The organism is Bradyrhizobium sp. USDA 4461, from assembly GCF_054055655.1.
In genome coordinates this window covers 3,339,446-3,357,610 of sequence record NZ_JBSRXM010000001.1, presented here as the reverse complement: position 1 = coordinate 3,357,610, position 18,165 = coordinate 3,339,446, and the positions used below count along the sequence as shown (strand labels likewise).

Below are 18,165 nucleotides of genomic sequence, written 5' to 3'. Positions count from 1 at the left end.
TAAGATTATCTGATGATAAATGTCACACTCCGGCAATTGAGGTATTTCGATGCGCTGGCCCGCCACGGGCATTTCGGACGCGCCGCGGACGCCTGCGCGGTGTCGCAGCCGGCGCTGTCGATGCAGATCCGCGAGATGGAACAGGCGGTCGGCGGCGTGCTGATCGAGCGCAGCGCGCGGCAGGTGACGTTGACGGCGTTCGGCGAGGAGCTGCTGCGCCGCGTCCGCGACATCCTGCGCTCAGTCGACGAGCTCGGCGACTTCGCGCGCGCCTCGCGCGACAAGCTCGCAGGCCGCCTGCGTGTCGGCATGATCCCGACGATCGCGCCATATCTGCTGCCGAAGGTGATCGAGACCCTGGCGCGGCTGCATCCCGAGCTCGACATCCACGTCCGCGAGACGCTGACGCCGAAGCTGATCAAGGAAGTCGCCGAGGGCCGGCTCGACACCGCGATCGTGGCGCTGCCGGTGTCGGAACCGTCGCTGACCGAGGTCGCGCTGTTCTCGGAGAATTTCCTGCTGGTGCGGCCGGGCGAGGACGCCAAGACCCCCGTGCCGAGCGCCGAGATGCTGCGCGAGATGCGGCTGTTGCTGCTCGAGGAGGGCCACTGCTTCCGCGACCAGGCGCTGTCGTTCTGCAATATGCAATCCTCGCCGCCGCGCGAGGTGCTGGATGCGAGCTCGCTGTCGACGCTGGTGCAGATGGTCGGCGCCGGCATCGGCGTCACCCTGATCCCGGAGATGGCGGTGACGGTGGAGACGCGCTCGGCGCCGGTCACGGTCTCGCGCTTCAAGCACCCGCAGCCCTCGCGCACCATCGGCATGGTCTGGCGCAAGACCTCCCCGCTCGCCGCGCAGCTCCAGCAGATCGCCGAAGTGGTGAGCCTCGCCGCCCGCGAACTGCGCGCGCCGAAGGGAGATGGCGGCAAGGACGCGAAGCGCGCGGGGCGACGGAAGGTCGCGTGATTGGTGCAGTGGCGCGTAGAGGCAGCGTTCTGAGTTTGACGCGGGCCTCGCGCCACATCCACCACCGTCGTCCCTGCGAAAGCAGGGACCCATACGCCGCGGCCCGAGTTGTGTGACCTCGACTCGTCGTTCTAGCATTGTGCAACGACGAACATCGGTGGTTATGGGTCCCTGCTTTCGCAGGGACGACACTAAATTTGTTGCACGGGCGGAGAGTCATACAGCCGCATTCTCGCGACAGGATCGCCTGAGCTTTGCTCTCGGTTTCGCCGCGGCAGTGGCCCTACTTCTCCAGATACTTCTTCATCTCGGCGATCAGGCCGTCGCGCAGTTCGGGGCGCTTGAGGCCGAACGCGATGTTGGCGCGGAGGAAGCCGGGCTTGGAGCCGCAATCATGTCGCTCGCCCTCGAACTCGACGCCGTAGAATTTCTGCGTCTTGGCGAGCCCGATCATCGCGTCGGTGAGCTGGATCTCGCCGCCGGCGCCGCGCTGCTGAGTGGCGAGGATGTCGAAGATCTCCGGCTGCAGGATGTAGCGGCCGGTGATCGACAGATTCGACGGCGCGGTGCCCTGAGGCGGCTTCTCGACCATGCGGTCGACCTCGAAGATGTTGCCGGTGCGCTTCCCCACGCTGCAGATGCCGTATTGATGGGTGAGCTCGTCGGGGACGGCCTCGACCGCGATCACGTTCGACTTGTCGCCGAGCTTGTTGGCCGCGTCGATCATCTGCTTCAGGCACCCCGGCGTGTTCAGCACCAGCTCGTCGGGCAGCACCACCGCGAACGGCTCGTTGCCGACAATGTCGCGCGCGCACCACACCGCATGGCCGAGCCCGAGCGGCGATTGCTGCCGGGTGAAGCTCATCGCGCCGGCTTCGGGCTGATTCTGCGCCAGAATTTCCTGCTCGGTCTTCTTGCCGCGCTGCGCCAGCGTGGTGTCGAGCTCGAACATGCGGTCGAAATGATCCTCGATGACGCCCTTGTTGCGGCCGGTGACGAACACGAAGTGCTCGATGCCGGCTTCCCGCGCCTCGTCGACCACGTACTGGATCAGGGGCTTGTCGACGATCGTCAACATTTCCTTCGGCATCGCCTTGGTGGCGGGCAGCACGCGGGTACCGAGGCCGGCGACGGGAAATACGGCTTTGCGGATCTTCATGGGATTATCGGAAGCCTTGAAATGGGGTGGGACGGCGGCACGAAATCAATCATGCCCTTGGTAACCGTTTTGCAGCCGCCAACAAAGGCGGATGTGTGGTGCGGCTTAATTCCGCCGTTCCCGTCAGCCATGCGTGCGGCAACAAAACCTCGCCTCTGTTAAGTTATTGGAAACCGTCCCGGGTCCTTCTGGAACAGCACGTTTTTGACAGGCATACGACACATGCGCTCGATCGGAACATCAAGGACCAGACTTTGCAGCGCGAGCCTGGTCGCGCTGGCCCTGCTGCTGGCCGGCGGGGCCAAGGCGCAATCGGCGGGCAACGGCCTGACCAACCTGATCGACAGCATCTTTTCCGGGCCGAACGCGAGCCCGCCGCAGGCTGCGACCGGACAGGATGGCGCAACACCGCCCTGGAGCGGCGAAGACGGCGCCTCCGGCCATCCGCTGATGACCGCCGCCGCGATCCGCCAGGCCGCATCCGACTTCCCGAACTGCGTCGCCGGGATGTGGCCAGATGCCGCGCGGCGCAACATCACCCAGCAGAATTTCGAGCGCTTCACCGCGGGCCTGCAACCCGACCTGCGCATCATGGATCTGCTCGACTCGCAGCCGGAATTCACCAAGGCGATCTGGGACTATCTCGATATCCTGGTCAGCGACGCGCGGCTGGCGAAAGGCCGCGAGATCCTCGCGAAATACAAGCCGCAGTTCGACGCAACCGAGAAGGCCTATGGTGTCGATCGCTACATCATCGCTGCGATCTGGGGCATCGAATCGAACTACTCGACCCAGATGGGCGACCGCAGCGTGGTGCAGTCGACCGCGACGCTCGCCTGCATCGGCCGCCGCCAGGCCTATTTCAAGGACGAGTTCCTGTCGGCGCTGGAAATCCTCAACCGCGGCGATCTCAGGCCCGAACAGCTGCGCGGCTCCTGGGCCGGCGCGTTCGGCCCGACCCAGTTCATGCCGACCGCGTTCAAGCGCTACGCGGTCGACGGCGACGGCGACGGCCGCCGGGACGTCGTCGACAATCCGAGCGACCTGATCGCGTCCACCGCCAACAATCTGAAGAAGGACGGCTGGCAGACCGGCGCGAGCTGGGGCTACGAGGTGGTGCTGCCGCAAGGCCTCAACTACATGCTGGCCGACCGCGCCAAGGTGATGCCGCTGTCGCAATGGGAGCAGCTCGGCGTCAAGCGGCCAAACAACCAGCCGTTCCCGCGGCCATCCGACAAGGCCTATCTGCTGGCGCCGGCTGGCGCCGAAGGTCCGGGCTTCCTGATGCTGCAGAACTTCCGCGTGATCATGAAGTACAACCCGGCCGAGGCCTACGCGCTCGCGATCGGCCATTTCGCCGATCGGCTGCGCGGCGGCCAACCCTTCGTGCAGCCTTGGCCGCGCCAGGAACGGGTGCTGTCGCGCGCCGAGCGGCTGGAGTTGCAGCAACTGCTGGCTCAGCGCGGCTTCTACAAGGGCACGCCTGACGGCCAGTTCGGCGGCCAGACCCGCGAGGCGCTGCGCGGCTTCCAGGTTTCGATCGGCGCGCCGGCCGACGGTTTTGCCACGTCTGAGGTGCTGGACCGGCTGCGGGGGCGGTAGGGCCGCGCCGGCGGCCCTTTAGCCCGGATGAAGCGCAAGCGTAATCCGGGGTCCTCGCGACGCGGTTGGTTCGGGCCCGGATTGCGCTTCGCTTCATCCGGGCTACGGCTCTTCACGCCATGCGAGCCGAGTTCCGCCGGCGGTGACGTCAGGCCCCCTCCTCCCCGCAAAAGTAACCGTGAAATCCGATATTTGCCGCCCGTCTTGACGGCGGCTGGGGGCACCCGATTTATGGTGGAAAAGCTGCCCGCTTGCGGCCCGATTCCGCTAATATGCTGACGTACTTCCAGATCATTGCGACGCCCCGATGCGAGAGCCGAAGTCCTTCCTGCGCCTATTCACCGAAGCCGGCCCGCTGGTGGCGCTGGCGGTGGCGCTTACGCTGTTGATCGGCATTGCCGAGCCCGCCTCGGCGCAGTTCTTCGGTTTCCCCGGCTTCGGCGATGCTCCACGCCGCGCGCCGCCGCCACGCAGCGGCGGTGGTGGCGGCGGCTGGTTCGGCGGCGATTTCTTCGCGCCATTCCAGCAGCAGCACCCGCAGTCGCAGCCCCAGCAGCAGCGGCCGCGCGAGGATTTCTCACGCGCACCGGCGCCGGCCAAGCGCGAAGCCGCCGCCGAGCGCAACGTGCTCGTGATCGGCGATGCAATGGCCGACTGGCTCGCCTATGGCCTCGAGGATGCGTATTCCGACCAACCCGACATGGGCGTGATCCGCAAGGCAAAGACGGTGTCCGGCCTGATCCGCTATCAGCCCAAGGGCGACCCGGCGGATTGGGCGGCCGCCGCCAAGGGCATTCTCGCCACCGAGAACCCGGACGCCATCGTCGTGATGCTCGGCCTCAACGATCGTACGTCGCTCCGCGAACCGGTGGTGGAGAAAAAGGCCGACAAGAAAGACGAGAAGAAGGACACACGCGGCAAGCCGGACGCAAAGCCGGGCGACAAGCCCGATGCCGCCGCCAAGAATGATGCCAAGAGCGATGCCAAGACCGATACCAAACCGGTCGATCCCGAGCTGTCGCCCGACGACGCCGATAATGATGCGCAGGCCGCGCCGGAAAAGACCGCGCGCTCGCCCAATGGCGTCTATGATTTCCGCGAGGACCGCTGGGTCGAGCTCTACGGCAAGAAGATCGAGGAGCTGATCAATGTGCTGAAGAGCAAGGGCGTGCCGGTGCTGTGGGTCGGCCTGCCTGCGATCCGCGGCCAGAAGGGCACGTCGGACATGCTGTTCCTCGACGCGCTGTATCGCGACGGCGCCGGCAAGGCCGGCATCACCTATGTCGACGTCTGGGACGGCTTTGTCGACGAGGCCGGCCGCTTCATGCCGAAGGGCCCTGACTTCGAAGGCCAGCCGCGCAAGCTGCGCACCGATGACGGCGTGTTCTTCACCAAGGCCGGTGCGCGCAAGCTCGCGCATTATGTCGAGCGCGAGGTAACCCGCCTGCTTGCGGTGCGCTCCGGCCCGATCGCGCTGCCGAGCGAGCCGGCAACGCCCGATGCCAGCGCCGAGCCCGGCAAGCCGGCGCCGCGGCCGCTGGCAGGCCCGGTGCTGCCGCTGGTCGCCTCGACGGTCGGCACCGATCAGTTGCTCGGCGGCCCGGGCTCGCGGCCCGCCGCGGTCGATGCGCTCGCCGCCCGCACGCTGGTGAAGGGCGAGGCCCTGGCCCCGCCGGCCGGCCGCGCCGACGATTTCGCCTGGCCGCGCCGCGAGATCGGCCGCGAGCAAGCCAAGGGCGACGTGCCGGTTGCCGCGGTGACGCCAGCCGCGCCCGCGGGTGGGCCGGCAAATCCGCCGCCCTCCACCACGGCGATCGCGCCCGACGGCTCGATCATCACCGCACCGAAGCCACAACGCCGCGCGTTCCGTCCAACCCAGGCCCAACCGCAGCAACAGCAGCAGCCACAGACCCAGCCCTGGCTGCGCGACCTGTTCGGATTCGGCGCGCCGCAGCAGCGCCCGCTAGTCGCCCCGCCACCGCGGCCACCGCGCGGCGTCGGACAGCGCGCCGCAGCGCCGGGGAATCCCTGGCAGTAGACGGCGCGTGACGCGCCTTCAGATCGTGAAAGAATGGTCGGCGGGTTAGGCGAGCCGTAACCCGCCGATATTGCTTGCGCGGAGAGATGGCGGGTTACGCTATCGCTCACCCGCCCTGCGGTCTCAGCCGTAATAGCGCCAGCGTGACGGCGGCGGGCGGCGCGGCTGGCGCGTCATCAACAGCGCGAGCGCAAAGCCGATACCGCCGGCGATCAAGAGCGATCCCAGCGGATTGTCCTGCACCGCATGCGCCATCGCCTTCTGTCCGCTGCGAACGGTTTCGCCGCGATGTTCGTACGCGTCCTTGGCGTAGTTGACGGCCGTGTCAGCGGCGTCGCGCGCGGCGTCCTTGGCCTGGCCGTAGAGATCCTGCACCGTGCCGGCGGCTTGGCGCGCGCCGCCCGAGGCCTGGGTCTGCGCATCGCCGGTGGCCTCGCCGACTGCGCCTTCGGCCTTGCCCGCGAACTCCTTTGCCGTTCCGAAAATCCGATCCTTGTCCATCGTGACGCTCCCTGAATTGTCAGGGAGCTAACCGGGCAAGCGCGCGCAAGTTCCTGGAACTACAGGATCAGCCCACCGTCGACGACGAGGGTCTGGCCGACGACGTAGGAGGCGAGCGGCGAGGCCAGGAACAAGGCGGCGCCGGCCATGTCGGCGGGCGTGCCGAGCCGCTTCAGCGGAATGCGCTCGAGCGCGCCTTCGAGGCGCCTCGGATTCGCCGTCGTCGCCTTGGTCATCTTGGTGTCGACAAGGCCCGGCGCGATGCCGTTGACGCGGATGCCGTTCTCGGCCCAGGCCTCGCCGAGCGTGCGCGTCAGCCCGACCGCGCCGGTTTTCGACGCGTTGTAGGCCGGATTGCCCATCGTGGAATGATAGGCCGCGGTCGAGCTCACGATGATCAGCGAGCCTTTGCTCGCGGTGAGCATCGCGTGGAATTTGGTAGCGCAGGCCATCAGGCTCATCAGATTGACCTCGAGCACCTTGCGAAAACCCTCCATCTCGAATTCCCCGCGGCGGTAAATCACCGCGCCCTGCGCCAGCACCAGCACATCGAGCCGATCGAACGACGGCGTGAGGCTTGCGATCGCCTGCGGATCGGAGACGTCGAGCTGCGCATAGGCGAGGCCATCGAGATGCGAGCCTTCCTCCGCGGAATAATCGCTCGCCTTGGCGCGGGTGCCGTACACGGCAACGCGCGCGCCCTTGGCGCGGAAAGCCTGCGCGATGCCGTTGCCGATGCCGCTGGAGCCGCCGACCACCAATATCTGCTTGCCGCTGAAATCGAGCTCGTTCATCGCGCGTTCCTCTCTGTTGTTGTCTTGATTGAGCATGATCCTTTGCGAAAAGCCAACGCAGAACTTGCGTTAACGCGCTGCACGCAGGCCGATAAGAGCTCGCCGGTTTGACGTCTCTGCCGAGAGGTGCGAGCGTTGCCGTCTCACACGACAAGAAAATCAACGGGAGGTCCGTCATGTCCGAATACAAGCAGCTCAGCCGTTCGGTGAAGGGCCTCACCGTTCTCGTTACCGGCGCGGCCAGCGGCATGGGCCGCGCCACGGCGCGGGTGTTCGCCGATGAAGGCGCCAATGTCGCAGTCACCGACCTCACCGAGGAAGGCACGCAGGCGGTGGCGAAGGAGATTTCGGCAAGCGGCGGCTCGGCCAAAGCCTGGACGCTCGACGTCAGCGATCGCGACGCCATCACCAAAGTCGTCAACAATGTCGCCGCGCATTTCGGCGGGCTCGACATCATCGTCAACAATGCCGGCATCTCGGTGCGGGTGCCGATCGACGATCCCGGTTACGAGGACGCCTGGGCCAAGGGCATCGCGGTCATGCTGACGGCGCATCCGCGCATCATCCGCGCCGCACTGCCCTACCTGCGCAAATCGCGCTCGCCGCGCATTGTCAACATCGCCTCGACCGAGGCTCTCGGTGCGACGGGTCTGCACAGCCCCTACTCCGCGGCCAAGGGCGGGGTCACCAGCCTGACCCGCTCGCTCGCGGTGGAACTTGGACGCGAAGGCATCACGGTGAACTGCATCTGTCCGGGCCCGATCCGCACCGCCATCACCGATCGCATCTCCGAGGAGCACAAGACGATCTACGCCAAGCGCCGCACTGCGCTGGCGCGCTACGGCGATCCGGAAGAGGTCGCGCATATGACGCTGAGCCTGTGCCTGCCCGCCGCATCGTTCCTGACCGGCGCGGTGATTCCGGTCGACGGCGGGTTGATGGCGCGGAATGCCTGACCCGCGTCTTTCCCCGAAGCGTTGACAGCGCGCGGCTCGGGAGTAGCCTTCTCGGCAAACGAAGCGGGACAACCGCCCGCAACAGCACGGGGAGATATCCGCCATGACGGTCCTGATCCGGCAGCTTCACAAGCATTTCGTCGGCGAGGTCTCCGGCGTCGACCTGCGCAAGCCGCTGACGAAGCAGGAAGCCAGCGACATCGAGGCCGGCATGGACAAATACGCCGTGCTCGTCTTCCACGGCCAGGCCATCACGGACGAGCAGCAGATGGCGTTCGCGCTGAATTTCGGCGAGCGCGAAACCTCGCGCGGCGGCACCGTGACGAAGAAGGAGGACTACCGCCTCTCCTCCGGGCTCAATGATGTCGGAAATCTCGGCAAGGACGGCAAGCCGCTACCGAAGGATCACCGCACCCATCTGTTCAATCTCGGCAACTGCCTGTGGCATTCCGACAGCTCGTTCCGGCCGATCCCCGCGAAATTCTCGCTGCTGTCGGCACGCGTCGTGAACCCGAAGGGCGGCAACACCGAGTTCGCCGACATGCGCGCGGCCTATGATGCGCTCGACGACGAGACCAAGGCCGAGATCGAGGACATGATCTGCGAACACTCGCTGATGTATTCGCGCGGCTCGCTCGGCTTCCTCGACTACACCGACGAAGAGAAAGAGATGTTCAAGCCGGTGCTGCAACGGCTGGTGCGTACCCATCCGGTGCATGGCCGCAAGTCGCTGTACCTGTCGTCGCATGCCGGCGCCATCCGGGGCATGAGCATGCCGGAGGCGCGGCTGTTGCTGCGCGATCTCACCGAGCACGCCACCCAGCCGGAGTTCGTCTACGTCCACAAATGGACGGTGCATGACCTCGTGATGTGGGACAACCGCCAGACCGTGCACCGCGTCCGCCGCTACGACCAGTCGCAACCCCGCGACATGCGCCGCGCCACGGTGGCCGGTACCCAGCCGACGGTGGCGCAGGAAGCGGCAGAGTAGCGGGACGCGACAACAGCTGTCGTCCCGCGGAAGCGAAGCGCGACCCATAACCACAGGGCGCCGTTGTTGCGTGACGCTGTGGCCCAGCGCCGCGTTACAACTGAATGCGGTGGTTATGGGTCCCTGCTTTCGAAGGGACGACACCGTGAATGTGGAAGGGGCGCCGCTACCTACGCGTGGCCGGCGTCGTTGGACAGCATGCCGGCCTCGATGCCGATCTTGCGCAAGGCGCGGGCATATTTCTCGTCGACATCGGTGCCGAAGATCAGCTCGGGATCGGCGTCGCAATGCAGCCAGCCATTGTGCTGGATCTCGTTCTCGAGCTGGCCCGGCGCCCAGCCGGCATAGCCGAGCGCGAGGATGGCGTGCTTGGGGCCGGCGCCCTTGGCGATCGCCTTCAGGATATCGACGGTCGCGGTGAGCGAAATGCCGTCGTCGATGTTGAGCGTCGCATCCTGGATGTAGAAGTCGCTGGAGTGCAGCACGAAGCCGCGGCCGGTGTCGACCGGGCCGCCCTTCATCACCTTCATCATCTCGGCATTCTCGGGCAGCGTGATCTGGTCCGACTTCTGGATGATGTCGAGCTGCACCAGGAGGCCCGGGAAATCGATGCTGCCGGCCGGACGGTTGACGATGATGCCCATCGCGCCCTCGGATGAATGGGCGCACATGTAGATCACCGAGCGCTCGAACCGCGGGTCGTTCATCACAGGCATCGCGATCAGCATCTGGCCATCGAGATAGCCATCGTCGCCGGCATCGGGACCGACGGCCGGGTTTCGGCCGGCGGCGGTCTTGCGAGGCCTGCCTGTTGTCTTGCCTGTTTTGCCTTCAGGGCGCATCCGCAAAGGCCTTTCCTGCTGATTTGGCATCCTGATATTGGGTGGCGGTTCTGTCAATCAACCATCGACCGCAGTGCGGCGATGCATCACAAGCAATTCAATGGTTTGCACCGAAAGTTGCAGGTAAAGACGTCTCATGATCGTCACAGTTCCCTTGCGGGGCGCATTTGGCGTTGCCGCCTTGTTCTCCGTCGCCTTGGTCGCCACGGAGGTTCGTGCCGACGACGCCTCGCCGTGGCAGCAGGACACCCATTCCGCGGTGCGATTGCTCGCGGGATCGCGCAGCGGCGCGGTGCTGCTGGGCGGCATTGCCTTCCAGCTGCAGGACGGCTGGAAAACCTATTGGCGGACCCCAGGCGATTCCGGCGTGCCGCCGCGGTTCGATTTCTCCAAGTCCGACAATGTCGATGCGGTGACGGTGATGTGGCCGGCGCCGCGCCAGTTCGACGACGGCGCCGGCGGCACCTCGCTCGGCTACAAGCATCAGGTGGTGCTGCCGCTGCGCATCGTCGCGAAGAATCCCGACAAGCCGCTGGTGCTGCGCGCCGACATCAGCTACGCGGTGTGCGAGAAGCTGTGCGTGCCGGTGGAAGCGAAGGCCGAGCTCGCCTTCGCAAGCGTCGCATCGACCGAGGACGCCGCGCTGTCGGAAGCGCTCAACGCGGTGCCGAAGCCCGCCAATATCGGCGACCCCGTCCCGTTCACGATCCGCGACGTCAAGCGCGACGGCAACAACGTGCTGGTCGATGTCACCGCGCCCGAAACAAAGGACCCAAAGGACCTGAGCCTGTTCGTCGAGGGCCCGACGCCCGACTGGGCACTGCCGGTGCCCAAGCTCGTCGAACACGCGCCCCCGGGCGTGAAGCGCTTCTCCTTCGAGCTCGACGGTCTGCCGCCCGGCGCCACGGCAAATGGCGCCGCGCTGAAGCTGACGGTGGTCGGCGGCGACAAAAGCTACGAATTCAATATCAATTTGAACTAGCCAGACGGCCGATCTCGTCGTCGTCCCGGCGAATGCCGGGGATCCATACTCCGCGGCCGCAGTTAGAGGCACGCGGGGGATCGAGCTGCGCGCGCGAACTGTTCCCTGTGGTTATTGATCCCGGCTTTCGCCGGGATGACGCATGACGGGAACGCCCCTCACCCAACCCAATCTTAACGTTTCGTTGATAGATCGGAGCCCATTGCCGCCTTGCGGCGCTTTGGGAATTTTCCGCCTTGGCTGTGATGGAGACACAATCCGAATCCTCTGCAGCAACCTCTGCGCCATCGGGCTCGGCCGCACGCCTGCGCGGACTCGTTGCGCTCCTGCTTGGCGGCACCAAGGAGGCGTCGGTCACCAAGCGCCTGGCCGGCATGATCTTCGTCATCCGCGTCGTGAGCGCCGCCATCGCCTATCTGGCGCAGATCCTGCTGGCGCGCTGGATGAGCGGCTCGGATTACGGCATCTATGTCTATGTCTGGACCTGGGTGCTGCTGCTCGGCAGCACGATGGATTTCGGCATCGCGCCGTCCTCGCAGAAGATCATCCCGGAATATCGCGCGCGCGGCGACTTCGCCGCATTGCGCGGCTTCCTTTCCGGCGGCCGCTGGGTGGTGCTTGCCGCCTCCAGCACGGTGGCGCTGCTGCTCGCCGGCGTGATCCACCTCGCCTCGCCCTGGATCGATCCCAATGCGGTGGTGCCGCTCTATATCGGCTGCCTGACCTTGCCGCCCTTCGTGGTCGCCAACACCCAGGACGGCATCTCGCGCGCGCATGACTGGATGCAGCTCGGCCTGATGCCGCAGTTCATCGTGCGGCAGGGACTGATCATCGCGCTGACCGCCGGCGCGCTGGCGCTCGGCCTCAATCTCGGCGCGACGGTGGCGATGCTCGCGAGCGCCGCGGCGGTCTACATCGCGGCGATCGGCCAGATGATCGTGCTGAACCGCCGCCTCGCCGCCCACCACGGGGTGGGCGAGAAGACCTACGACGTCAGGGGCTGGTTTGCGATCTCGCTGCCGATCATGCTGGTCGAGAGCTTCTATCTGCTGCTCGGCTACACCGACGTGCTGATGCTGCAGCAGTTCCGCTCGTCAGAGGAAGTCGGCATCTATTTCGCCGTGGTGAAGACGCTGGCGCTGGTATCGTTCGTGCACTACGCGATGTCGGCGACGACGGCACACCGCTTCGCCGAGTACAACGCGCTCGGCGACAAGGATCGGCTGTCGGCCTATGTCGCGCACGCGATCAGCTGGACGTTCTGGCCGTCGCTGCTCGCCACCGTCGCGCTGCTCGTATTCGGCAAGCCGCTGCTGTGGCTGTTCGGCCCGAAATTCGTCGACGGCTACAGCATCATGTTCGTGGCCGCGATCGGTCTCGTGGTGCGCTCGGCGATCGGCCCGGTGGAGCGGCTGTTGAACATGCTCGGCCATCAGAGCATCTGCGCCACCGCCTACGCCGTCTCGTTCGTCATGAATGTCGGGCTCTGCATCGCGCTGGTGCCGCGCTATGGCGGAATGGGCGCGGCGGCATCGACCTCGCTGTCGCTGACCTTCGAGACCATCCTGCTGTTCTACGTGGTGCGCTCGCGCCTCGGGCTCCATGTGCTGGCGTTCGGGAAACGGCGGCCGGCACCGTAGCATTTTCGACTGACCTGGCCGCCGCCGAACTGGCCGGCTTTCCTCAAAAAAGCCGGCCCTGATCCGATCAGGGCCGGCTTCTTCTTGAACTGACAAATCGCGCGGACGATTACTCCGCGGTCCAGCCGCCGTCGATCGAGAGATTGGCGCCGGTGATCTGCGCGGCATCGTCGCCGCACAGGAACAGCGCGAGCGCGGCGACCTGCTCCGAAGTCACGAACTCCTTGGTCGGCTGTGCCGCGAGCAGCACGTCCTTGATGACCTGCTCCTTGGTCATGTTGCGCGCCTTCATGGTCTCCGGGATCTGGTGCTCGACCAGCGGCGTCCAGACATAGCCCGGCGAGATACAGTTGCAGGTGATCTTGAACTGCGCGAGCTCGAGGGCCGCGGTCTTGGTGAGGCCGGCGATGCCGTGCTTGGCCGAGACATAGGCCGACTTGAATGGCGAGGCGACCAGCGAGTGCGCGGAAGCCGTGTTGATGATGCGGCCCCAGCCGCGCTTCTTCATGCCGGGCACCGCGGCGCGGATGCCGTAGAACGCCGACGACAGATTGATCGCGATGATCGCTTCCCACTTCTCCGGCGGGAATTCCTCGATCGGCGACACGAACTGGATGCCGGCATTGTTGACCAGGATGTCGACCGAGCCGAAGGTCTTCTCGCCGAGCGCGATCATGTCGGCGATCTCGGCCGGCTTGGTCATGTCGGCCGGCGAATAGGCCGCCTTGACCTTGAAGTCGGTCTCGATGCCGGAGCGTTCCTTCTCGATGTCGGCCGGAACGCCCATGCCGTTGAGAACGATGTTGGCGCCGGCGCCGGCGAAGGCGCGCGCGTAAGCCAATCCGATGCCGCTGGTCGAGCCGGTCACAACGGCGGTCTTGCCTGTCAACGTACCCATTATCGGTCGCTCCTATTTGCTTGCGGGGGAGTGGGTTCGTCCCCCGTGAGGTCGTAAGTCACCATGGTTTCCCCGGACTGTGGCCGTTCTAGCCATTCTTTGTGACGCATCGACAAATGCACGTCGCGGACGCCCGCGCCCCAGTGCTCGACCATCGCAACATGGGAGAAGTCGTAGTCCTTCGACGAAGACTCGTAGTTCTTGCTCTTGTAGATCAGGTGAACCACCGTGACGGTGTTCTCCTTGGAGGCCTTGCGCAGCAGCTCGACCGACGGATCGTTCTTCAGGTAATCCGGCAGCTTGCCGATCAGGTCGCGCACCGCCATGCGGGCGTTGTGGATCTGCCGGTTCTTGTCGGTGTTCATCCGCGTCCGGCTGGAATAGCGGATGTCCTTTTCGCGCTCGGCGGCCTCCAGCAGCGTCTCCGGCAGCGGGCCGCGGGCGCTGAACAGGTCGACCTGGAAGATCAGCAGATCGCGGCTGGTCTCCTCGTCGAGCACGAAGTCGAGCGGCGTGTTGGAGGCGATGCCGCCATCCCAGTAATGCTCGCCCTCGATCACGACGGCGGGAAAGCCCGGCGGCAGCGCACCCGAGGCCATGATGTGCTCGGGGCCGATGGTCTTGCCGAGCTTCTTGAACTCGTAATTATCGAAATAGCGGAAATTGCCCGAGGTGACGCCGACCGCCCCGACCGACAGCCGCGTCTTCAGATCGTTGATGCGATCGAAGTCGACGAGCCGCTCCAGCGTCTTCTTCAAGGGCGCGGTGTCGTAATAGCTCAGCGATTGCGAGCTGCCGGGCGGCCATAGCGGCGCCGGCGGAATCCGCGGCGTGAAGAACCCGGGCACGCCGAAGGTCGCGATGATGGCGGCACTGGTCTCGTTGAACAGCGATCGGGCGCGCTCATGGTTCGAGACCGGATTCCACGGCACCGGCGCCGACACCATCTCCCAGAATTCCTTGAGCTTCGGCACGCGCTTGTCCGGCTCGTTGCCGGCGATGATCGCGGCATTGATGGCGCCGATCGAGATGCCGGCGATCCATTCCGGCTCGAAGCCCGCATGGCAGAGCGCCTGAAAGGCGCCGGCCTGGTAGGAGCCGAGCGCGCCGCCGCCCTGTAGAACCAGCACACGCTGCGCTTGCGCGGGCGTCGAGGCCGGCGCGGTATCCGAAGTATCCATTCGCAACCGTTGGGTCAAAAATGACGTGAGCCGCACCGTGGCGGCTGTTCGCAGCCGCGTCAATCAGAGGTTAGATCACGCGGAATTTATCGAAATCAGGTTGCCGCCAAAATGAGCGTCCAGAACACCTTGTATTTGGTGTTGGGAGCATAGACGGCAGCGATGCCCATTTTTGTGACACCGCTCTTGAGCATATTGGCCTTGTGCGGCGGTGAATCGCGCCAGCCCGAAAACGCTTCCGCCAGCGTGTGATAGCCGGCCGAGATGTTCTCGACCGCGACGGTTGCGGGATAGCCGCCGGCCTCCAGCCGCTTGCCGAGCGGGGCCTTGACGTCATGGTCCATCTTGTTGCGGGCCGCCATCGCCTGGGACTGCTGCTCGGCGAGCCTGGTCAGCTCCGGATCCACCACGACGGTGCCAAGGCCGTTGTTCTGGCGGTATTGCGAAAACATGATCGCAGCCGCCTGGCTGTCCAGCACGGCGCCGGGCTGCGCCATGTTGAGATACATGGCTGGTTCTTCCGGGATTTTGGTGTCCGTGCCGCAGCCGGCAAGCACCAGAAGCCCGAACAGGGCGACCGTCGTCCGTTTCACTCTTGAAGACCCCCAAAGTTGGCCCGCCGTTGTTGCATACCAACCGTGGCTGAATGGTGAACAGGGGCTAACTTTTGGCTGCGAAATGCCGTCATTCCGGGGCGCGAAGCGAACCCGGAATCTCGAGATTCCGGGTCTCGTGCTGGCGCACGATCCCGGAATGACAGGGGTTGAAACCGTAACCCGACTATTGCGCGGCAAAGATCCGGTAGCGGCGGGGTTGCAGCGAGACGATTTCGCCGGCCTGCAGTTCGCGGTCACGGGGGGCGTCGATCTCGATCACGGTCTTGCCCTCGCTGCCCGAGAGCGCCACCTCGGCGCGCTGGATCGGGCCGAACGAACGGACATGCCGGATGGCGCCTTCCAGCACGCCGGTTCCGGCCGGGCCGACCGCCATGTCGTGGCGGCGGACGAACAACTTGGCCGCGCCGGACGCGGCGCCCAGCGCCGGAATATTCAGCGGGCGGCCGTCGAGCCGCACCGCATCACCGGCCACATCGACCGGCAGCACGATGGATTCGCCGATGAAGCCGTGCACGAAGGCGGTCGCCGGATTGTCGTAGACGTCGCCGGGCGAGCCGATCTGCTCGATCTTGCCCTTGTCCATGACCACGACGCGGTTGGCGACTTCGAGTGCCTCCTCCTGGTCGTGCGTGACGAAGATCGAGGTGACGTGGATCTCGTTGTGCAGCGAGCGCAGCCATTGCCTGAGCTCCTTGCGCACCTTGGCATCGAGCGCGCCGAACGGCTCGTCGAGCAGCAGGATGCGTGGTTCGATGGCAAGCGCGCGCGCCAGCGCAATGCGCTGACGCTGGCCGCCGGACAATTGGCTGGGATAACGGTTGGCGAGCCAGTCGAGCTGCACCAGGTCGAGCAAATTCTTGACGCGGGCGCGGATCGTCGCCTCGTCCTTGCGGATCGCGCGCGGCTGCACGCGCAGGCCGAACGCGACGTTCTCGAACACCGTCATGTGGCGGAACAGCGCGTAGTGCTGGAACACGAAGCCGACCTGGCGCTCGCTGGCGCCGCGCGACAGCGCGTTCTCGCCGTCGATCGCGACCTCGCCGGAGTCGGGCCAGTCGAGCCCTGCGATGATCCGCAGCAACGTGGTCTTGCCGGAACCGGACGGACCGAGCAGCGCCAGCAGCTCGCCGTCGGCGACCTTGAGATCGACATTGTCGAGCGCGGCAAAGCTGCCGAACCGCTTTACGATATTCTTGACTTCAATCGCCATCGGGCACCTCTGCCTCGTCGAGTCGCCGCTCGAGAATGGTTTTCGCCACCAGCGTGATCAGCGCCAGCATCGCGAGCAGCGATGCGATCGCGAACGACGCGACGAACTGATATTCGTTGTAGAGAATCTCGACCAAGAGCGGCATCGTGTTGGTCTCGCCGCGGATATGGCCCGACACCACCGACACCGCACCGAACTCGCCCATCGCGCGCGCATTGCAGAGCAGGACGCCGTAGAGCAGGCCCCATTTGATGTTGGGCAGCGTGACGCGGAAGAAGGTCTGCAGGCCGGACGCGCCGAGCGAGATCGCGGCTTCCTCCTCCTGGGTGCCCTGCTCCTGCATCAGCGGAATCAGCGCCCGCGCCACGAACGGGAAGGTGACGAAGATCGTCGCCAGCGCGATGCCGGGCACCGCGAACAGGATGTGGACGTTGTGGGCCTGCAGCCACGGTCCGAAATAGCCCTGCGCGCCGAACAGCAACACATAGACCAGGCCCGAGATGACAGGCGAGACCGAGAACGGCAGGTCGATCAGCGTGATCAGGAAGGTCTTGCCGGTGAATTCGAATTTCGAGATCGCCCAGGCCGCGACCACGCCGAACAGGAGATTGAGCGTGACCGAGATCGCGGCGATCAGGAGCGTCAGCTTGATCGCGGCAAGCGCCTCAGGCTCCGCCAGCGCCGCGACATAGGCGACGACGCCTTTCGAGAAGGCCGAGGCGAACACCACGACCAGCGGCAGCACGACGAAGATGCTGAGGAAGGTGATCGCGAGCGCGATGATGATCAAGCGGATCGGGCCCGGCTCGGTGCGCGGATTGCGGTGGGCCGTGACTGGGGTCGCGCGCGTGATCTCGAGCCGCGGCGCCGGCGCTGCGACGCTGACGTCGGTCGCGGGGGCGTAGGTCCGCAGTTGCGGCGTCGAGGTCACCAATCCCGTCTGCATCGACATCGCTCAAGACCTCAATGCACGGGGATGCGGGCCTGCGCCCAGCGCTGCAGCCGGTTGATCAGGAAGATGATCAGGAACGAGGCCACCAGCATCACGACCGCAATCGCGGTGGCATCGGCGTAGCGGAATTCGGACAACCGGATCACGATCAACAGCGGCGCGATCTCGGAGACGTTCGGGAGATTGCCGGCGATGAAGATCACCGAGCCGTATTCACCGATGGCGCGGGCAAAGGCCAGCGCGAATCCGGTAAGCAGCGCCGGGATCAGGCTCGGCAGGATGACGCGAAACACCGTGTGCCAGCGGCTGGCGCCGAGACTCGCCGCCGCTTCCTCGATCTCGGGATCGAGATCGATCAGCACCGGCTGCACCGTACGTACCACGAAGGGAATGCCGATGAAGATCATGGCGATGAAGATGCCGATCGGCGTGAACGCGACCTTGATGCCGAGCTCGGCGAGCGGCGCGCCGAGCCAGCCCTTTTGTGCAAACAGCTGCGTCAGCGCGACGCCGGCGACCGCCGTCGGCAACGCAAAGGGAATATCGACGATGGCATCGAAGAGCCGCCGGCCGGGAAAGCGGTAGCGCACCAGCGCCCAGACGATGATGGTGCCCATCACCAGATTGACGCAGGCGGCGGCAAACGACAGCCCGAACGAAATCTTCAGGGCGTTCAGGGTGCGGCGGCTGGTGATGATGGCCCAGAACTGATCGAGGCTGAGCTCGAACGTCTTGAGGAACAGCGCGCCCAGCGGAATCAGGATGATGACGGAGAGCCAGGTCAGGGTCAGTCCCATGGTGAGACCGAACCCCGGCAGGGTACTGCGCCGTGCAAC

Annotated in this window: 17 protein-coding genes; 7 read left to right on the top strand and 10 right to left on the bottom strand. The window is 65.6% G+C overall.

What is annotated here, in order from left to right; all coding sequences use genetic code 11:
* The first annotated feature begins 12 nt into the window (after positions 1-12).
* On the top strand, positions 13-966 hold the full coding sequence (locus ACVINW_RS15645; RefSeq protein ID WP_456752126.1) for a LysR substrate-binding domain-containing protein: 954 nt from the start codon (positions 13-15) through the stop codon (positions 964-966).
* 283 nt (positions 967-1,249) lie between these two features.
* Here ACVINW_RS15645 and galU read toward each other — a convergent pair whose 3' ends face one another.
* Positions 1,250-2,125: a UTP--glucose-1-phosphate uridylyltransferase GalU gene (galU, locus tag ACVINW_RS15640; protein WP_456752125.1), complete on the bottom strand. Its 876-nt coding sequence runs from the start codon at positions 2,123-2,125 to the stop codon at positions 1,250-1,252.
* Positions 2,126-2,347: 222 nt separating this feature from the next.
* Between galU and ACVINW_RS15635 the strand changes: the two genes are divergently transcribed.
* Entirely contained in the window at positions 2,348-3,727 is a 1,380-nt protein-coding gene (locus tag ACVINW_RS15635; protein ID WP_456752124.1) for a lytic murein transglycosylase, read from the top strand.
* A 307-nt stretch (positions 3,728-4,034) separates the two neighbouring features.
* Complete coding sequence (locus tag ACVINW_RS15630; protein ID WP_456752123.1) at positions 4,035-5,765, top strand: SGNH/GDSL hydrolase family protein; 1,731 nt, start codon at positions 4,035-4,037, stop codon at positions 5,763-5,765.
* 123 nt (positions 5,766-5,888) lie between these two features.
* Here ACVINW_RS15630 and ACVINW_RS15625 read toward each other — a convergent pair whose 3' ends face one another.
* Together ACVINW_RS15625 and ACVINW_RS15620 are read right to left on the bottom strand one after the other, a co-directional pair.
* Complete coding sequence (locus tag ACVINW_RS15625) at positions 5,889-6,266, bottom strand: CsbD family protein (protein WP_456752122.1); 378 nt, start codon at positions 6,264-6,266, stop codon at positions 5,889-5,891.
* A gap of 59 nt (positions 6,267-6,325) precedes the next feature.
* Positions 6,326-7,060 (bottom strand): SDR family NAD(P)-dependent oxidoreductase, encoded by a 735-nt coding sequence (locus ACVINW_RS15620; RefSeq protein ID WP_456752121.1) that lies wholly within the window; start codon positions 7,058-7,060, stop codon positions 6,326-6,328.
* Positions 7,061-7,236: 176 nt separating this feature from the next.
* On the opposite strand from ACVINW_RS15620, the gene ACVINW_RS15615 reads away from it, so the two are divergent.
* Both ACVINW_RS15615 and ACVINW_RS15610 read left to right on the top strand, forming a co-directional pair.
* A complete protein-coding gene (locus tag ACVINW_RS15615) occupies positions 7,237-8,016 on the top strand; it encodes an SDR family NAD(P)-dependent oxidoreductase (protein ID WP_456752120.1) in 780 nt (259 codons plus the stop codon).
* Positions 8,017-8,119: 103 nt separating this feature from the next.
* Complete coding sequence (locus ACVINW_RS15610) at positions 8,120-9,007, top strand: TauD/TfdA dioxygenase family protein (protein ID WP_456752119.1); 888 nt, start codon at positions 8,120-8,122, stop codon at positions 9,005-9,007.
* Between the two features lie 170 nt (positions 9,008-9,177).
* Here the strand turns inward: ACVINW_RS15610 and ACVINW_RS15605 are convergent, their stop codons facing one another.
* Positions 9,178-9,849 (bottom strand): YqgE/AlgH family protein, encoded by a 672-nt coding sequence (locus ACVINW_RS15605; RefSeq protein WP_456752118.1) that lies wholly within the window; start codon positions 9,847-9,849, stop codon positions 9,178-9,180.
* Between the two features lie 136 nt (positions 9,850-9,985).
* Here ACVINW_RS15605 and ACVINW_RS15600 point away from each other — a divergent pair, with 136 nt between their 5' ends.
* Positions 9,986-10,831, top strand: coding sequence for a protein-disulfide reductase DsbD domain-containing protein (locus ACVINW_RS15600; protein WP_456752117.1), 846 nt, complete (start codon positions 9,986-9,988; stop codon positions 10,829-10,831).
* 236 nt (positions 10,832-11,067) lie between these two features.
* Positions 11,068-12,471: an oligosaccharide flippase family protein gene (locus ACVINW_RS15595; protein ID WP_456752116.1), complete on the top strand. Its 1,404-nt coding sequence runs from the start codon at positions 11,068-11,070 to the stop codon at positions 12,469-12,471.
* A gap of 109 nt (positions 12,472-12,580) precedes the next feature.
* Here ACVINW_RS15595 and ACVINW_RS15590 read toward each other — a convergent pair whose 3' ends face one another.
* From ACVINW_RS15590 to cysT, 6 genes are all read right to left on the bottom strand, one after another.
* The gene (locus ACVINW_RS15590) at positions 12,581-13,369 is read right to left on the bottom strand and encodes a 3-hydroxybutyrate dehydrogenase (RefSeq protein WP_092118875.1); all 789 of its coding nucleotides are present in this window, start codon (positions 13,367-13,369) and stop codon (positions 12,581-12,583) included.
* Entirely contained in the window at positions 13,369-14,550 is a 1,182-nt protein-coding gene (locus ACVINW_RS15585) for a DUF3734 domain-containing protein (RefSeq protein WP_456752115.1), read from the bottom strand. The genes ACVINW_RS15590 and ACVINW_RS15585 overlap by 1 nt, the downstream gene beginning before the upstream one ends.
* Before the next feature lie 95 nt (positions 14,551-14,645).
* Entirely contained in the window at positions 14,646-15,143 is a 498-nt protein-coding gene (locus ACVINW_RS15580; RefSeq protein WP_456752114.1) for a CAP domain-containing protein, read from the bottom strand.
* Positions 15,144-15,330: 187 nt separating this feature from the next.
* Positions 15,331-16,377: a sulfate/molybdate ABC transporter ATP-binding protein gene (locus tag ACVINW_RS15575; protein ID WP_456752113.1), complete on the bottom strand. Its 1,047-nt coding sequence runs from the start codon at positions 16,375-16,377 to the stop codon at positions 15,331-15,333.
* Positions 16,367-17,329 carry a sulfate ABC transporter permease subunit CysW gene (cysW, locus tag ACVINW_RS15570; protein ID WP_456752112.1) on the bottom strand — a complete coding sequence of 321 codons (963 nt, stop codon included), beginning with the start codon at positions 17,327-17,329 and terminating at the stop codon, positions 16,367-16,369. Before cysW ends, ACVINW_RS15575 begins: the two co-directional genes overlap by 11 nt.
* Before the next feature lie 11 nt (positions 17,330-17,340).
* Positions 17,341-18,147: a sulfate ABC transporter permease subunit CysT gene (gene cysT, locus ACVINW_RS15565; RefSeq protein ID WP_456756404.1), complete on the bottom strand. Its 807-nt coding sequence runs from the start codon at positions 18,145-18,147 to the stop codon at positions 17,341-17,343.
* Between the last annotated feature and the right edge of the window lie 18 nt (positions 18,148-18,165).

What these genes read in the sequence shown, in the direction of transcription:
- ACVINW_RS15645 (WP_456752126.1), top strand. Translation starts at nt 13, where the DNA reads ATGATAAATGTCACACTCCGGCAATTGAGGTATTTCGATGCGCTGGCC.
- galU (WP_456752125.1), bottom strand. Translation starts at nt 2,125, where the DNA reads ATGAAGATCCGCAAAGCCGTATTTCCCGTCGCCGGCCTCGGTACCCGC.
- ACVINW_RS15635 (WP_456752124.1), top strand. Translation starts at nt 2,348, where the DNA reads ATGCGCTCGATCGGAACATCAAGGACCAGACTTTGCAGCGCGAGCCTG.
- ACVINW_RS15630 (WP_456752123.1), top strand. Translation starts at nt 4,035, where the DNA reads ATGCGAGAGCCGAAGTCCTTCCTGCGCCTATTCACCGAAGCCGGCCCG.
- ACVINW_RS15625 (WP_456752122.1), bottom strand. Translation starts at nt 6,266, where the DNA reads ATGGACAAGGATCGGATTTTCGGAACGGCAAAGGAGTTCGCGGGCAAG.
- ACVINW_RS15620 (WP_456752121.1), bottom strand. Translation starts at nt 7,060, where the DNA reads ATGAACGAGCTCGATTTCAGCGGCAAGCAGATATTGGTGGTCGGCGGC.
- ACVINW_RS15615 (WP_456752120.1), top strand. Translation starts at nt 7,237, where the DNA reads ATGTCCGAATACAAGCAGCTCAGCCGTTCGGTGAAGGGCCTCACCGTT.
- ACVINW_RS15610 (WP_456752119.1), top strand. Translation starts at nt 8,120, where the DNA reads ATGACGGTCCTGATCCGGCAGCTTCACAAGCATTTCGTCGGCGAGGTC.
- ACVINW_RS15605 (WP_456752118.1), bottom strand. Translation starts at nt 9,849, where the DNA reads ATGCGCCCTGAAGGCAAAACAGGCAAGACAACAGGCAGGCCTCGCAAG.
- ACVINW_RS15600 (WP_456752117.1), top strand. Translation starts at nt 9,986, where the DNA reads ATGATCGTCACAGTTCCCTTGCGGGGCGCATTTGGCGTTGCCGCCTTG.
- ACVINW_RS15590 (WP_092118875.1), bottom strand. Translation starts at nt 13,369, where the DNA reads ATGGGTACGTTGACAGGCAAGACCGCCGTTGTGACCGGCTCGACCAGC.
- ACVINW_RS15585 (WP_456752115.1), bottom strand. Translation starts at nt 14,550, where the DNA reads ATGGATACTTCGGATACCGCGCCGGCCTCGACGCCCGCGCAAGCGCAG.
- ACVINW_RS15575 (WP_456752113.1), bottom strand. Translation starts at nt 16,377, where the DNA reads ATGGCGATTGAAGTCAAGAATATCGTAAAGCGGTTCGGCAGCTTTGCC.
- cysW (WP_456752112.1), bottom strand. Translation starts at nt 17,329, where the DNA reads ATGTCGATGCAGACGGGATTGGTGACCTCGACGCCGCAACTGCGGACC.